Here is a 14,750-nt window from a genome sequence, read left to right on the forward strand (position 1 = left end):
CGGGGGTCAGCGTTCGAGCACCAGCGCCAGCCCCTGGCCGACGCCGACGCACAGGGAGGCGACGCCGCGGCCGCCGCCCAGGGCGGCGAGCTGGTGCGCCACCGCCCCGGTGACGCGGGCGCCGGACGCGCCGAGCGGGTGCCCGAGCGCGATCGCGCCGCCGCGCGGGTTGACGATCGAGGGGTCGAGGTCGGGCAGCGCGGCGAGGCAGCCGAGCGCCTGCGCGGCGAACGCCTCGTTCAGCTCGGCGACGGCGAGGTCGGCGAACCCGATCCCCGCGCGGCTGAGCGCCTTCGTGACGGCCTCGACGGGCCCGAGCCCGAAGTACTGCGGCTCCAGCGCGGTGACGGCGCTGGCGGCGATCCTGGCCAGCGGCGCGCGCCCAAGCGCGGCGACGCCCGCCTCGTCGGCGAGCAGCAGCGCGGCCGCGCCGTCGTTGAGCGGTGAGGCGTTGGCCGCGGTGACGGTGCCGTCCTGGCGGAACACGGGCTTGAGCCGGGCGAGGGCTTCCAGGGTGCCGCCGGGCCTGATGGTCTCGTCGCGGGCCAGGTCGACGCCTTCGACGGGCACGACTTCGCCGTCGTACAGGCCCGCCCGCCATGCGGCGTCGGCCTTGGCGTGGCTGTCCAGCGCGAACGCGTCCTGGGCGGCCCGGGTGATCCCGTACTTGTCGGCGACGAGTTCCGCGCCCTCACCCAACGCGACCGTCCACTCCGACGGCATCCTCGGGTTGACCAGCCGCCACCCGAGCGTCGTGGAGACGAGCTGCTCGTTCCCGGCCGGGAACGCGCGCTCGGGCTTGGGCAGCACCCAGGGCGCCCGGCTCATCGACTCGACGCCCCCGGCGACGACGATCGAGGCGTCCCCCACGGCGATCGCCCGGTACGCCTGGATGACGGCCTCCATGCCGGACCCGCACAGTCGGTTCACCGTCGCTCCTGGCACGCTCACCGGGAGCCCCGCTAGCAGGACGGCCATCCTCGCGACGTCACGGTTCTCCTCACCGGCGCCGTTCGCGTTGCCGTAGATGACGTCGTCGATGCGCGCGGGATCGAGGTCGGGGGTGCGCTCGACAAGCGCGCGCAGGACCCCGGCGGCCAGGTCGTCGGGGCGGACGCCGGAGAGCGCGCCGCCGTACTTGCCGATGGGTGTCCGTACCGCGTCGACGATGTAGACGTCGCCCATCACCGCACTCCTTCCGGGACGTGGACCTTCGCGCCGGTCCGCTCGACGATGTCCGCGACGGTGACGCCCGGAGCCGTCTCCACCAGGGCGAACCCGTCCGGCGTGACGTCGAGGACGCCTAGGTCGGTGATCACCTTGTGCACGCATCCGGCGCCGGTCAGAGGCAGGTCGCACTCTTCGACCAGCTTGGGCGCCCCGTTCTTGGCGTTGTGCGTGGTCATGACGAGGACACGGCCCGCCCCGTGCACGAGGTCCATCGCGCCGCCCATCCCCTTGACCATCTGTCCGGGGATCGCCCAGTTCGCGAGGTCGCCGCGCGCGGACACCTGCATCGCGCCGAGGATCGCCGTGTCGATGTGGCCGCCGCGGATCATCCCGAACGACAGCGAGGAGTCGAAGTAGGACGCGCCCGGTAGCACCGTCACCGTCTCCTTGCCCGCGTTGACGAGGTCGGGGTCCACCTCGTCCTCGGTCGGGTAGGGCCCGACGCCCAGGACGCCGTTCTCGGCGTGCAGCACGACGCTGACGCCCTCGGGGACAAAGCCGGGCACCAGGGTCGGCAGGCCGATCCCGAGGTTCACGTACGAGCCGTCGGTGAGCTCGCGGGCGGCGCGGGCCGCCATCTCCTGCTTGGTCCAGGCCATCAGCCCCGCACCGTCCTCTTCTCGATGCCCTTGGCCGCCGCCTGCCCGGGGGTGAGCGCGACGACCCGCTGGACGAACACGCCGGGCAGGTGCACGTGGCCCGGGTCGATCTCGCCGGGCTCGACCAGCTCCTCGACCTCGGCGACGGTGATCCGCCCCGCCATCGCGGCGAGCGGGTTGAAATTGCGGCTCGCCTTGGCGAAGACGAGGTTGCCGTGCCTGTCGCCGCGCGCCGCGCGGACGAGAGCGAAGTCGGTGGTTATGCCGTGCTCCAGCACGTAGGTCTTGCCGTCGAACGTGCGGGTCTCCTTCACCGGGGACATCACGGCGACCGTGCCGTCGGGCGCGTACCGCCACGGGAGGCCGCCTTCGGCGACGGCGGTGCCGACCCCGGCCGGGGTGTAGAAGGCGGGGATGCCGCAGCCCCCGGCGCGCAGCCGCTCGGCGAGGGTGCCCTGGGGGATCAGCTCGACCTCCACCTCGCCGCCCAGGTACTTGCGCGCGAACGTCCTGTTGTCGCCGATGTAGGAGCCGGTGACCCTGACGATCCGCCCGGCCTCCAGCAGGACGCCCAGGCCGCCTCCGTCCACGCCGCAGTTGTTCGAGACCACCCTGAGCCCTCCGGGGCCCGCCTTGCGCAGCGCCTCGATGAGCGTGTTGGGCACGCCGCTCAGGCCGAAGCCGCCGACGGCGAGGGACGCGCCGTCCCCGACGTCGCGCACGGCCTCCGCCGCGCTCGCCACCACCTTGTCCATCCGCGCCTCCGACTTCCGGTTGCCTGCCCGGTTGTTCGCCTGGTGAACTTTAGTTCATAATTGGCGGCGGTCAGTGTGCGCCGACCCGTCCCGCCCTGTCAAGGCCAGGACCGGTCGGTACTGTGTGCGGCGATACGAGGAGGAACGATGGACGCGGCGGTGACGGGGCCGCTGGAGCGCGGACTTGAGGTGCTCGGCGCGCTCGGCGCGGACGGCGAGCCGCAGCGGCCCGCCGACCTCGTGAAGGCCACCGGGCTGGTCCGCTCGACGGTCGACAGGGTCGTCGGCACCCTCGTGGAGCGCGGCTACCTGCGCTGGGCCGGACGCGAGGTGGTGGCCGCGCCGCGCCTCATGGAACTCGGCGACGCCTACCTCGCCTGCTCCGGCCTGGCCGCGCCCCTCGCGCCGCTGGCCACCGCGCTCGCCGACGAGCTCGACGAGTCCGTCTCGCTCGCCGTCCCGGACGGGGACGGGGCGCGGTTCGTCGTCCAGTCGCCCCGGCGGCGCGCCATGTCGGTGGCGTTCCGGGTCGGCGACCTGCTGCCCGCCGAACTGTGCGCGCCCGGCCCCCTGTTCGCCGACTCCTGGGACGCGCCCAGGTGGGCCGCCTTCAGCCGTCGGCTAGTGGGCACGGAACAGGGCGAGAAGCAAAGCGCCCGCTACTCCGTGCCCGCCCGTCCGGCCGACCCCTCCGCGTTCCGTGAACGCGTCGCGGAGGCCGCCGCGCGGGGGTGGGCGGCCGACGACCAGCTCATCGAACCCGGCCTCGTCGCCGTCGCGGTGCCGGTGCGCGGCCCGTCGGGGGAGGTGGTCTGCGCGCTCAGCGTCGTCAGCCACACCAGCAGGCACAACGTCGCCTCGCTGTGGGCGCACGCCCGCGACGCCATCGGCGGGGCCGTCACCCGGATGGAGGAGGCGCTCCGGCAGCCCCTGCCGCCCGGCGGGCGGACGGCGGGCGAGGACCGCAGCCGCGCGGCCAAGCGCGAACTCGGCCCCGGCTTCCTCCAGTCGCTGGACCGGGGCCTCGCCGTCCTCGTCGCGCTCGGAAGGCCCGGCGGCGCGACGATCACGGAGGCGGCCGAGGCCACCGGGCAGCCGCGCGCGACGACCCGGCGCGCGCTGCTGGCGCTGGAGGCGCTCGGCTACGCGGCGGCCGAAGGGCGGCGCTACGTCCTGCGACCCAAGGTGCTCGACCTGGGGTACGCCACCCTCAGCACGCTCTCTTTTGACGACGTCGTGCGGCCCCACCTGCGCGCGCTGGTCGACCGGGTGCACGACTCGGCGTCCCTCGCCGTCCTGGACGGCCCCGACATCCGGTATGTCGCCCGTGTCCCGGCGAGCAAGATCATGCGGGTGGCCATCAGCGTCGGGACCCGGTTCCCCGCCTACGCCACGTCCATGGGCAGGGTCCTGCTCGCCGCGCTGCCGCCCGCCGAGCGCGCCGCCGCGCTCGCCGCCGCCGCGCCCGCGCCGCTCACCCCGCACACCCGGGTGGACCCGGCCGAACTGCGCGCCCTCGTGGAGGCCGCGGGACGCGACGGACACGCCCTCGTCGACCAGGAGCTGGAGGAGGGGCTGCGGTCGGTCGCGGTGCCCGTCAGGGGCCGCTCGGGGCGCGTGGTGGCCGCCCTCAACGTCGCCGCCCACGCGGGGCCCGGCGACGCCGCGGAGACGGCCGCACGGCTGCTTCCGGCCCTGCGGGAGACGGCCTCCGCGCTGGAAGCCGACCTCGCCGTGTCCGGTGTCATGCCCGTATCACCCTGAAGTTCGGCAGAAATCCTGACGGATTCCACAAAGCGCGCTCCGTAGGCGATCATCGGTAGTTGGATGATTCCGAGAATCCCGACGATCGACGAGCGAGGCTGTCACCCGTGACGAACGAGACACCAGAGCTGAACCCCGACATCCCGCAGACCGCGCGCATCTGGAACTACTGGCTCGGCGGCAAGGACAACTTCGCCGTGGACCGGCAGGTCGGCGAGGACATCCTCAAGGTGCTCCCGAACATGGCGCTGTTCGCCCGCGCCACCCGCCAGTTCCTGCAGCGGGCCGTCCACCACCTGGCCGCCGACCTCGGGGTCACCCAGTTCCTCGACGTCGGCACCGGGCTGCCGACCGCCGACAACACGCACCAGGTGGCGCAGCGGGCGGTGCCCACCGCGCGCGTCGTCTACGTGGACAACGACCCGCTCGTGCTCACCCACGCGCGCGCCCTGCTCACCGGCACCCCCGAGGGCAGGACGGCCTACCTGAACGCCGACCTGCGCGAACCCGAGAAGATCATCGAGCAGGCCCGCGAGACCCTCGACTTCGACAAGCCCATCGCGCTGCTCCTCATGGGCATCCTCGGCCACATCACCGAGGACGCGGAGGCCAGGTCGATCGTCACCCGCCTCCTCGCCGACCTGCCGAGCGGCAGCTACCTGGCGCTCTACGACGCGACCAATGTCATCGACCCCGCGTCGGCGGAGGCGATCGAGATCTGGAACCGCTCCGCCGAGCCGCCTTACGTGCTGCGCAGCCCGGCCCAGCTTGAGTCGTTCTTCGAGGGCCTGGAGCTGCTGCCCCCCGGCGTCGTCTCCTGCCCGCTGTGGAAGCCCGAGGACTCCGACCTCGGCGCCCCCGAGGAGATCGACGAGTTCTGCGGCGTCGCCCGCAAGCCCTGACCCCCGCCCCCGGGATTCCGCTCCGCCGCGCGGCTCTTCACGGCAGCAGGATGAGCCGGATCGGGTTGCCCTCCTTGCGTTCCAGGGCGTCCACCGCCTTGACGGCGTCGCGCAGCGGGAAGGTGCCGCTGACCGAGCGGCTGAAATCCAGCCGTCCGCCCTCCACCAGGGCGACGAGCTGCGTGACGTGCTCGGGCTCGGCGCCGTAGTGGCCGCGGATCTGCTGGCGCAGGTAGCTGAACAGGGTGCCGTGGGTGAGGGTGAGCGGCTTGTCGGTGAGGCCGACGAGCACGAGCCTGCCCTCCGGCGCGAGCACCTTGGCCGCCTGCTCCCGGACCGCGGCGGCCCCGGCGAAGTCGAACGCGACGTCGAGGCCGCGCCCGCCGGTGGCCGCCCGCACCTTGTCCCGGAACTCCGGATCGCCCGGGTCGAGCGCGAGGTCGGCGCCGAACGCGAGGGCGCGGTCGCGGGCGGCGGGCAGCGGATCGGCGGCGACGATCGGGTAGGCGCCGATCGTGCGGAGTAGCTGGACGCCGTGCGCGCCGAGCCCGCCGACGCCCCACACGCCGACCGCCTCGGCGGGCAGCGTCCGCGCGGTCGCGGTGATCGCGGCCCAGGGTGTGGAGACGGCGTCCGGAATGAAGCACGCCTGCTCGAAGGACAGCTCGTCGGGGAGCGGGACGAGGCTCCCGACGGTGGCAAGGCAGTACTCGGCCCAGCCGCCGTCGTAATCGGCGCCGCGTGTGAGCACGACCCCCTCCGGCGTCCGCTCGCCCGCCTGGAGGATGACGCGATCGCCGGGCGCCGCCCCCGTCACGCCCGGACCGAGCGCGTGCACCGTGCCGGCGACCTCGTGCCCGAGCGTCACCGTGTCGCCCTTCAGGTAGAGCGGCTTCAAGATGCCGTCGATCAGGTGTACGTCCGACAGGCACACCCCGGCCGCCGCCACCTTCACCAGCACCTCGCCGGGGCCCGGCTCGGGCACCGGCACCTCGACCACCTCGAACTCCCGCGTCGCCACGTTCAGCCGCCCCGCGAGCATCTTTCCGGCCATGGCCGCCCCCGTCTCCGGGGCGCCGCTCGCCCCACCCCGTCATCGTAAGATCACCCTCTGACAGAATCCGGAGCGGCCCTCGCCACCCGCGCGCTACCTGATGAGCGGGTCGCGGGGCAGGCCGAGGATGCGCTCGGCGATCTGGTTGCGCTTGATCTCCGAGGTGCCCCCGGCGATGGCCATGGCGCGGTGCCACAGGACGAGCCCGGAGGTCAGCGCGTCGCCGCCCGCGAAGGCCGTGTCGGGGCCGCCGAGCGCCGCGAGGATCGCCGACGCCTCGTGCCCGTTCTCGGTCATGACGAGCTTGGCGACGTTCCCCTCGGGCCCCGGACCGCCCCCCGTGACGGCGCGGTGGGCCGTCCGCAGGTTCATCGCGCGGATCGCCTCGTCGGCCGCGAGGTGGCGGCCGAGCCTCGCGGCCCCGCCGTCGAGCCGCCCGGGGTGCGCGTCGAACGCGGCGAGCAGCACCCGGTGCGGCACCGACATGCCGCTCTGGCCGCCGATGCTGACGCTCTCGTTGCCGAGCGTGGCCCGCGCGACGGTCCAGCCCGCGTGCACCGGGCCGACCACGTCGGCGTCCGGCACAAAGACGTCGGTGAAGAAGACCTCGTTGAAGTCCGCGCCGCCCGTCGCCTGCCGTAGCGGCCGGACCCGCACGCCCGGCGCGTTCATGTCGATGACGACGGTGGTGATGCCCTGGTGCTTGGGCGCGGCCGGGTCGGTGCGGACCGTCGCGAGGCCGTAGGCGGCCTGGTGGGCGCCGCTCGTCCACACCTTCTGGCCGTTGAGGATCCAGCCGCCGTCGGTACGGACCGCGCGGGTCCTGACGCCCGCCGCGTCCGAGCCCGCGTCCGGCTCGCTGAACAGCTGGCACCAGAGGACCTCCTGGAGCAGGCCCGGCCTGATCCAGCGCGCGATCTGCTCTTCTGTGGCGTGCTGCGCGAGCGTCAGCAGGACCCAGCCGGTAATGCCGTAAGCGGGCTTGCGCAGGCCCGCCGCCTTGAACTCCTCCTCGATGACGAGCTGTTCGACCGCCTTGGCGTTCCGGCCCCACGGCAGCCGCCAGTGCGGCACCGCGTAGCCCTCGTCCACCATCGCCGCCCTACGGGCCTCCTCGTCGAGGTCCTTCACCTTGTCGGCGAAGGCGCGTATCTCCGCCCGGAACACCTCGGCCGCGGCGGGCAGCTCGACCGTCCTCGTCCGTGTGACGCCCGCGCGGGAGTGCGCGGTGACGTCGGCCGCGGCGGCGTCGGGAGACAGGACGGCCGCCAACGTCTCGGCACGGCGGATGTACAGGTGGGCGTCGTGCTCCCAGGTGAAGCCGATGCCGCCGTGGACCTGCATGTTCAGCTGTCCGTTGCGCTGAGCTGCGGGCAGCGCGAGCGCGGCGGCCATCGCCGCGGTGTAGGAGCGCTCGGCGGGCTCCGTGGCGCGCGCCGCGTCCCACACCGCCGCCGTCGCCATCTCGGCGGCGACGAGCATGTTCGCGCAGTGGTGCTTGACCGCCTGGAACGTCGCGATCGGCCTGCCGAACTGGACCCTGATCTTCGCGTAAGCGGCGGCGGCCTCCGTGCAGGCCCGCGCCAGGCCGGTCGCCTCGGCCGCGAACAGGACGCGGGCGAGGTCGAGCAGCGCGGCACGGCCGCCGGGGAGGACGACCACCCGCGCGCCGCGCAGGGTGATCCGCGCGGTGCGGCGCGTCGGGTCGAGGTTCGGCGGCGCCTCGACGGTGACGCCCGGCGCGTCCGCCCTGACGACGGCGACGTCCTCACCCGCCGCGACCAGCAGCACGTGCGCGAGCCCGCCGCCGATCGCCGCGCCCGCGTCGCCCTCCGCCCTGCCTTCGACGATCGTGACGGCGCCGTCGAGCGCGGCCGCCCCGAACAGCGTGCCTTCGGCGAACCCAGGCAGCAGTTCGGCCTTCAGCTCCTCCGGGGCCGCCTCAGCCAGGAACGCGCTCACGACGGCCGTAGGCACGAATGGCCCCGGCGCCACCGCCCGGCCCAGCTCCTCGATGACGACGACGAGTTCGCCCAGCCCGAACCCGGCGCCGCCGTACGCCTCCGGCAGGTGCAGCCCCGGCCAGCCCAGCCCGCTCAGCTCCGGCCAGAACGCGGGCGGCCGCTCGTCCGGCGCGTCCAGCAGCCCGCGCGCGGCGCCCAGCGCGTCCCGCCGCCGCAGAAAGTCGGCGGCCGTCTCCGCCAGCGCCCTGTGCTCTTCCGAAATCCCGATCGCCATAGCCCGAACCTTAACCCCTATGACCCAGATCTCCTAGAGATCGGCCACGGAACTGCCTTTCTCGGGCATGGCCCACGGGTTTCCTTATACTCTTAGCGTCGGAGCGAGGAGGCCGGATGAAGGCGCACGACGTGGCCGCGCGGCCCGCCGGGCGCGGGGCGGCGCGGTAGCATGCGGCGTCGTCCACCGGGGGAGCCGCCAGCCGTGCCGTATCCGCAGCGCGCCGAGGAGGCGAAGCTCGCGCTGCGCACCGCGCGCCGGATCGAGCGGGAGATCGCCAGGGACGGATGGCCGGTCGGCGCGTCGCTCGGCTCAGAGGAGGACCTGCGCCGCCGGTTCGAGGTGAGCCGCTCGGTGCTGCGCGAGGCGCTGGTGCTGGTCGAACACCACAGAGCGGCGCGGATGCGGCGCGGGAACGGCGGCGGCCTGTTCGTCACCGCGCCCGACCACGGACCCGCGACCCGCGCGATCATCCTGTACCTGGAGCACGGCGGCACCCGTGTCGCCGACCTCGTCACGGCCCGGCTGCTGCTGGAGCCGCTGGCCGCCGCCGACGCCGCGCTGCGCGTCACCGAGGCGGACGTGCCCCGGCTGCGCGCGCTGGTGCTGCCGCCCGGCCACGTGCCGGGACGGCCCGCCGACATCCCCGCGATGGACGTCTTCCACGCGACGCTCGGTGAACTCTCAGGCAATCCCGTGCTGCGCCTCCTCCTCTCCGTCCTGATCGAGCTGACCGACCGGTACGCCCGGTATCTGAGCGGGCTGCCCGGCCATGAGACGCCGCTCGGCGAGTCCGTCGAGCACGGCCGCCGCGCGATCGCGGAGACCGTCGCGGCGGGCGACGCGCACGCGGCGCGCGCGGCCGCCACCCGGTACCTGGACGGGCTCGCCCGTTACACCGCCGCGCACCCGACGGGCGTGCTGCGGCACGGCACGCCGATGCCGGAGCCGGAGGGCGCCAAGCTCGGCGAGGCGCTGGCCGTCCGCGTCCACAACGAGGTGGTGCGTCGGGGCTGGCCCGTCGGGGAGCTGCTCGGCACCGAGACCGAACTGCTCGCCCGGCACGGGGTGAGCCGCGCCGTGTTCCGGGAGGCCGTGCGCATCCTGGAGCACCACGCCGTCGCCGTGATGCGCCGGGGACCCTCCGGCGGGCTCGTCGTCACCGAGCCCGAACCCTCGGCCGCCATCGAGATGACCGCCCTCTACCTCGACTACCGTGAATCCACGCGTACCGACCTCCACACCGTCCGCGAAGCCATCGAACTCGGCTGCCTCGACCTCATCCTCGCCCGCCGCCACGAGCCCGAGGTCTCCGCACGGCTCAGGACCCTAGCCGCCGCCTCTGACAGAACCGGCGCGCCGCCGCCCGGCCGTGACGCGTTCGCCGAGTTCGCCGTCCTGGCGGGCAACCCGGTTCTGACCCTGTTCCTCCACATCGTCACCGAACTGTCCGCCCGGCACCTCCGCGAGGCCGGGGTGCCCCTCGACCCCGCCGCCCTCGCCCACTGGACCCGCCTGGCCAACGCCCGCGTCGCCGCCGCCGTCCTCGCCGACGACCCCTCCCTGGCCCGCCTCCGCCTCCGCCGCTCCCTCACCAAGGGCTTCGCCCGCCTCCCCTGACCCCGCGCTCCCCCGGCACACGAACGGCCCAGGAGGCACGGGCCGCGGCTCCGCAGGCGGCGGTCTCACACGCCGCCGCGCTTCCCCGACCTTGTTTCCCGCCGGGTCAGGTGTCGGCCGGGCTTCGCGGGTGGTGGTGTCGCGCGCGGCCGCGCTTCCCTGGGCTTGTTTCCCGCCGGTCGGGCGTTGGCCGGGCTTCGCGGGGGTGGTCCGGTACGGCGGTGACGGCCGGGGCCGTCAGGCGGGTGGGCGTTCGGTGAGCGGGAGGCGCAGGTGGAAGCGGGTGTCGCCGGGGGTGGAGGTGACGGTGAGGTCGCCGCCGTGGCGGCCGACGACGATGCGGTAGGAGATGTCCAGGCCGAGGCCGGTGCCCTGGCCTACGGGCTTGGTGGTGAAGAACGGCTCGAAGATCCGGGAGCGGATGGCCTCAGGGATGCCCGGCCCGGTGTCGCGGATCTCGATGTGCGCGTCACGGGCGTCGTGCGACGTGTGCAGGGTGAGCGTGCCCGAGCCGTCCATGGCGTGCACCGCGTTGTCGATGAGGTTCGTGTACACCTGGTTCAGCTCGGCCGCGTAGGCGGGCACCCGGGGCATCGAGGTGTCGAAGTCCTTGACGACATCGAGCCCGCGCAGCTTGGGCGCCAGCATCACCAGCGTGCTCTCCAGGCCCGCGTGGAGGTCGGTCCGCTCGAACGGCGACCTGTCCATGTGCGAGTACTGCTTGGCCGCCTGCACGAGCGTGGACATCCGGGTGACGGAGTCGGTGATCTCCCCGATGAGCAGCTCGGACTCCAGCGTGTAGGCGAGCCACCGAAGCACCCCGTTCAGGAGTTCCGGCGGGGCGTCGGCGGCGACCTTGTCGAGGAACTCGGTGTCCAGCCCTGACGCGACGAACACGGGCGCGATCTCCCACCCGTCGCCGCACTCGCGTTCTTCGAGCCAGTCGGTGACCTCGTCCTCCCGCTCGGACTCCTCGACCGCGCTCAGCTTCGGCGCCTTGGCGATGCTCTGGACGGCCTCCTCCTGCACGTCCACGAGCAGCGTCAGGGCACGCGGGTCGATCTGGTGGTGGGCCAGCATCGCCAGCTTGTGCCGGATGCCCTCCACCCGCTCCCGCAGCCGCGCCGTCGCCCGTACGGCGGCCGCCGCTGGGTTGTTGAGCTCGTGGGTGAGGCCCGCGCTGAGCTGGCCGAGCGCCAGGAGCTGCTGCCGCTGGTTGACGATCTGCTGGGAGCTGGTGAGCCCGAGGAACAGGCCCTCCAGCAGGTGCGTCGCCATCGGGAACCAGGTGCGCATCAGCCAGGCGAAGTCGCCGCTGGGCAGCACGAAGAAGCGGCACGCGGAGCACGCCTTCACGGTGGCCGGATAGGGCGCCATCGTGTCGGTGTCCGTGCCTGTGTCCACGTAGGAGCGGACGGCGCCCGCGTAGACGCCTACCTGGTTCGTCCGGCCCGTCTCGACCTCGTCCACGCCGATGCGGCGGCTGAGCGCGAGCGTGCCCTCCAGGAGGATGACGAGGTACTCGCCGGGCTCGCCCTCGGCCAACGCGACGGTCTCGGCGGGCACGGAGGCCGTCCAGCCGCGTTCGGCGAGCCAGGTGAGCTGCTCGTCGGTGAGCGCCTCGAAGAGGAACAGCCCGCGCAGCTCGTCGGGGCCGAGGGTGCCGTCGCGCTCGTCGATGCTCATGCCGACCCCAGGTACCGGTGCGCCAGCGAGACGGCCATCGCGCCGTCCCCGACGGCGGAGGCGACCCGCTTGATGGAATCCGACCGCACGTCGCCCGCCACGAAGACACCGGGCAGGCTCGATTCCAGCAGCCAGGGGTCGCGGTCCAGGGGCCAGCCGCGCGGCGTCCTGCCGTCCACGACGAGTCCGGGGCCGGTCCTAACGAAGCCGTGCTCGTCCCGCTCCAGGACGTCGGCGAGCCATTCGGTGTGCGGGAGCGCGCCGATGAAGACGAACAGGTGGCTCGCCGGTACCCGCTCGGTGTTCCCGTCGGCCGAGCAGAGGGTGAGCCCTTCCAGGCCCTCCTCGCCGTGCGCCTCGGCGACCCGCGTCTCCAGCCGGACGCGCACGTTGCCGAGCGCGGCGAGCTGCTCGATGAGGTAGTGGGACATGCTGTCCTCCAGCGCCCGCCCCCGCACCACGAGGGTGACGGACTTGGCGACCCGCGCGAAGAACACGGCGGCCTGCCCCGCGGAGTTCGCCCCGCCGACGATGTACACGTCGTCGCCCTCGCAGGCCGCCGCCTCGGTCATGGCGGAGCCGTAGTAGACGCCGCGCCCGGTGAGCCGCGCGACGCCGGGCGCGTCCAGCTCCCGGTACTGCACACCGGTCGCGATGATCACGGTGTGCGCGGTGACCTCGCGGCCGTCGCCGAAGGTGAGCACGCGCGCGGGCCCGTTGGCGCGCAGCCCGGTGACGTCGCAGGTGGTGAGGATCTCGGTGCCGAACTTGACGGCCTGGCGGCGCGCCCGGTCGGTGAGCTGCCCGCCGGACACCCCGTCCGGAAAGCCCAGGTAGTTCTCGATCCGCGAGGACTGCCCGGCCTGTCCGCCGGTGGCGTGCCGCTCGACCAGCAGCGTCCGCAGCCCCTCCGACGCCCCGTACACGGCGGCGCCGAGCCCGGCCGGACCGCCGCCCACGACGACGAGGTCGTAGAGGTCCGTCTCGGGCGCCGTGGCGAGGCCCACCGCGGCCGCCAGCGCGCTCGTGGACGGCGCGACGAGCGCCGACCCGTCCGGGGTGACGACCACCGGCAGGTCGGCCGCGGCGTCCAGATCAGCGGCCTGGAGGAGCCGTGCCGCCTCGGGCTCGTCGATCTGGAACCAGTGGTAGGGGACGGCGTTGCGCGCGAGGAAGTCCCGCACCTCGAACGACGGCGGCGACCAGCGGTGCCCGATCACCTTGGTCTCGCCGATGGCGACGTCCGGTTCGCCCAGGTAGGAGTCGACCATGGCGTCCACCACCGGGTAGAGCTTCTCCTCCGGCGGGTCCCACGGCTTGAGCAGGTAGTGGTCGACGTCCACCACGTTGATCGCGGCGATGGCGGCGTCGGTGTCGGCGTAGGCGGTGAGCAGGGCGCGGCGGGCGCGCGGATAGATGTCCATCGCCGCCTCCAGGAACTCGATGCCCGACATGTCCGGCATCCGGTAGTCGGCGAGGATCACCGCGACCCGCGCGCCCCGCAGCTTCAGCTCCTTGAGCGCCTCAAGCCCCGCCGCCGGGGTCTCCGCCCGCATCACCCGGTACTCCCTGCCGTACTTGCGGCGCAGGTCGCGGGCCACCGCCCGGGAGACGGACGGATCATCGTCGACCGACAGCAAAACGGGACGCGCTTCGTCGCTCATGAGTGGGAGACGCCCTCCAGTCCGTCGAGGCGGAGGGCCCGCCTCGGCCTCGAAGTCCGGGGCCAGGCGTGCGTGATCTGTCCCCTAAAACGATCATACGTGCCGTCCGTCCGCCCGGTCTTCCGCGTTTTCCAAGGGCGGGTAAACGGCGGGCGTCAGGGCGCGAAGGCGAGCGCGCGGCGGACGAACGAAAGCAGGTCGGTGCGCATCCGTTGCCGGACCTCCTCGTCGAACTCGCGGCGGACGAGCCCCAGCGTCTCCCAGGTGGCGGCGCTGATGAGCCGGGCGTCGGCATCCGGCCGGGGCGAGACGAACACACCGCCCGCGACGCCCGCCCGCAGCGTCTCGGCGAGCAGCGCCACGAGCGGCCCGTACGTCCGCTGCGCCTCCTCCGGCGGGTGCGGGACCGACGAAGCGGCGAACACCCGCGCGCGCCGGGCCCTGGGCGGGCTGAACGCCAGCGCGAGGATCTCGTCCACCCACACCAGAAGCGCCGCCCCCGGCTCCGGCGCGGCCCGCACCGCCGCCGTCACCGCCGCCGAGAACAGCTCGGCCTCGCGCCGGATCATCGCGGTGATCAGCTCGTCCTTGGAGTCGAAGTGCCGGTAGAACGACCGCCGCGCGACCCCCGCCTCACTCAGCACGTCCGCGACGGTGACCTCGGGGTAGCCCTTGCGCTCGACGGCGCGGAACGCCGCCTTGAAGATGAGTTCGAGCTCCTCGGCCTCACCGTACCTGCGGGGACGTCCGGGCCCGCCACGGCCTCCCGGACGCGCCGGGGCCGCATCCGCGATTTCGTCACGAGAAGCCACAAACCGAGGGTACCCACCCCGGTGCCCCGCGCGCCGGGCCTCGGCGCGCGGCCGGCCCCGGCCTGAGAGGCTCTCAGGTGTGCGAGAAGTCCTCGAGCCCGTCCAGGCGGAAGCCCGCTTCGTCCTGATAGCACCACAGCCAGTTCTCGCCCGGCTCGAACGAGCTGACGATGGGGTGCCCGGTGCCGTGGAAGTGCGCGGTGGCGTGCTTGGCAGGCGAGGAGTCACAGCAGCCGACGTGCCCGCAGGTCCGGCACATCCGCAGATGCACCCAGGTTCCCCCGATCCGCAGGCAGTCCTCACAGCCGTCGGCCGAAGGCCGGGCGTCACCCTTGATCTCCGCCAGGTGTGTGCAGGTCTCTCCCATAAAACGATCATACGCACGGTGTGTGCGGGCGGTCACCGGCGGTCCTTGAGGGTAGGTGA

General features: G+C 73.5%; 12 protein-coding genes. 3 read left to right on the top strand and 9 right to left on the bottom strand.

Annotation, left to right across the window (positions count from 1 at the left end):
* Positions 1 to 6: 6 nt before the first annotated feature.
* The 3 genes from LO762_RS06920 to LO762_RS06930 are packed head-to-tail and all read right to left on the bottom strand — an operon-like array spanning position 7 to position 2,584.
* On the bottom strand, positions 7 to 1,185 hold the full coding sequence (locus tag LO762_RS06920) for an acetyl-CoA C-acyltransferase (protein ID WP_230613357.1): 1,179 nt from the start codon (positions 1,183 to 1,185) through the stop codon (positions 7 to 9).
* Positions 1,185 to 1,829, bottom strand: coding sequence for a CoA transferase subunit B (locus LO762_RS06925; protein ID WP_230613358.1), 645 nt, complete (start codon positions 1,827 to 1,829; stop codon positions 1,185 to 1,187). Before LO762_RS06925 ends, LO762_RS06920 begins: the two co-directional genes overlap by 1 nt.
* Positions 1,829 to 2,584 (bottom strand): CoA transferase subunit A, encoded by a 756-nt coding sequence (locus LO762_RS06930; RefSeq protein ID WP_230613359.1) that lies wholly within the window; start codon positions 2,582 to 2,584, stop codon positions 1,829 to 1,831. The genes LO762_RS06925 and LO762_RS06930 overlap by 1 nt, the downstream gene beginning before the upstream one ends.
* 147 nt (positions 2,585 to 2,731) lie before the next feature.
* On the opposite strand from LO762_RS06930, the gene LO762_RS33395 reads away from it, so the two are divergent.
* Positions 2,732 to 4,348: an IclR family transcriptional regulator C-terminal domain-containing protein gene (locus LO762_RS33395; protein ID WP_308103467.1), complete on the top strand. Its 1,617-nt coding sequence runs from the start codon at positions 2,732 to 2,734 to the stop codon at positions 4,346 to 4,348.
* A 107-nt stretch (positions 4,349 to 4,455) separates the two neighbouring features.
* Positions 4,456 to 5,250: an SAM-dependent methyltransferase gene (locus LO762_RS06945; protein WP_230613360.1), complete on the top strand. Its 795-nt coding sequence runs from the start codon at positions 4,456 to 4,458 to the stop codon at positions 5,248 to 5,250.
* 37 nt (positions 5,251 to 5,287) lie between these two features.
* On the opposite strand, the gene LO762_RS06950 is transcribed toward LO762_RS06945, so the two are convergent.
* Together LO762_RS06950 and LO762_RS06955 are read right to left on the bottom strand one after the other, a co-directional pair.
* Positions 5,288 to 6,304 carry a zinc-binding dehydrogenase gene (locus tag LO762_RS06950; RefSeq protein WP_230613361.1) on the bottom strand — a complete coding sequence of 339 codons (1,017 nt, stop codon included), beginning with the start codon at positions 6,302 to 6,304 and terminating at the stop codon, positions 5,288 to 5,290.
* Positions 6,305 to 6,397: 93 nt separating this feature from the next.
* A complete protein-coding gene (locus tag LO762_RS06955; protein WP_230613362.1) occupies positions 6,398 to 8,542 on the bottom strand; it encodes an acyl-CoA dehydrogenase in 2,145 nt (714 codons plus the stop codon).
* 204 nt (positions 8,543 to 8,746) lie between these two features.
* On the opposite strand from LO762_RS06955, the gene LO762_RS06960 reads away from it, so the two are divergent.
* On the top strand, positions 8,747 to 10,162 hold the full coding sequence (locus tag LO762_RS06960) for a FadR/GntR family transcriptional regulator (protein WP_230613363.1): 1,416 nt from the start codon (positions 8,747 to 8,749) through the stop codon (positions 10,160 to 10,162).
* Between the two features lie 237 nt (positions 10,163 to 10,399).
* Here the strand turns inward: LO762_RS06960 and LO762_RS06965 are convergent, their stop codons facing one another.
* The 4 genes from LO762_RS06965 to LO762_RS06980 all read right to left on the bottom strand — a co-directional run bounded on the left by LO762_RS06965 (position 10,400) and on the right by LO762_RS06980 (position 14,691).
* Positions 10,400 to 11,848, bottom strand: coding sequence for an ATP-binding protein (locus LO762_RS06965; protein WP_230613364.1), 1,449 nt, complete (start codon positions 11,846 to 11,848; stop codon positions 10,400 to 10,402).
* Positions 11,845 to 13,512, bottom strand: a complete 1,668-nt coding sequence (locus LO762_RS06970) for an FAD-dependent oxidoreductase (RefSeq protein ID WP_230613365.1) — start codon at positions 13,510 to 13,512, stop codon at positions 11,845 to 11,847. Before LO762_RS06970 ends, LO762_RS06965 begins: the two co-directional genes overlap by 4 nt.
* Before the next feature lie 155 nt (positions 13,513 to 13,667).
* A complete protein-coding gene (locus LO762_RS06975) occupies positions 13,668 to 14,324 on the bottom strand; it encodes a TetR/AcrR family transcriptional regulator (RefSeq protein ID WP_230613366.1) in 657 nt (218 codons plus the stop codon).
* 73 nt (positions 14,325 to 14,397) lie between these two features.
* Complete coding sequence (locus LO762_RS06980) at positions 14,398 to 14,691, bottom strand: ubiquitin carboxyl-terminal hydrolase 14 (RefSeq protein WP_230613367.1); 294 nt, start codon at positions 14,689 to 14,691, stop codon at positions 14,398 to 14,400.
* Between the last annotated feature and the right edge of the window lie 59 nt (positions 14,692 to 14,750).

It is taken from the genome of Actinocorallia sp. API 0066 (genome assembly GCF_020991275.1).
In the GTDB taxonomy this organism is placed as follows: domain Bacteria; phylum Actinomycetota; class Actinomycetes; order Streptosporangiales; family Streptosporangiaceae; genus Actinocorallia.

What these genes read in the sequence shown, in the direction of transcription:
- LO762_RS06920 (WP_230613357.1), bottom strand. Translation starts at nt 1,185, where the DNA reads ATGGGCGACGTCTACATCGTCGACGCGGTACGGACACCCATCGGCAAG.
- LO762_RS06925 (WP_230613358.1), bottom strand. Translation starts at nt 1,829, where the DNA reads ATGGCCTGGACCAAGCAGGAGATGGCGGCCCGCGCCGCCCGCGAGCTC.
- LO762_RS06930 (WP_230613359.1), bottom strand. Translation starts at nt 2,584, where the DNA reads ATGGACAAGGTGGTGGCGAGCGCGGCGGAGGCCGTGCGCGACGTCGGG.
- LO762_RS33395 (WP_308103467.1), top strand. Translation starts at nt 2,732, where the DNA reads ATGGACGCGGCGGTGACGGGGCCGCTGGAGCGCGGACTTGAGGTGCTC.
- LO762_RS06950 (WP_230613361.1), bottom strand. Translation starts at nt 6,304, where the DNA reads ATGGCCGGAAAGATGCTCGCGGGGCGGCTGAACGTGGCGACGCGGGAG.
- LO762_RS06955 (WP_230613362.1), bottom strand. Translation starts at nt 8,542, where the DNA reads ATGGCGATCGGGATTTCGGAAGAGCACAGGGCGCTGGCGGAGACGGCC.
- LO762_RS06965 (WP_230613364.1), bottom strand. Translation starts at nt 11,848, where the DNA reads ATGAGCATCGACGAGCGCGACGGCACCCTCGGCCCCGACGAGCTGCGC.
- LO762_RS06970 (WP_230613365.1), bottom strand. Translation starts at nt 13,512, where the DNA reads ATGAGCGACGAAGCGCGTCCCGTTTTGCTGTCGGTCGACGATGATCCG.
- LO762_RS06980 (WP_230613367.1), bottom strand. Translation starts at nt 14,691, where the DNA reads ATGGGAGAGACCTGCACACACCTGGCGGAGATCAAGGGTGACGCCCGG.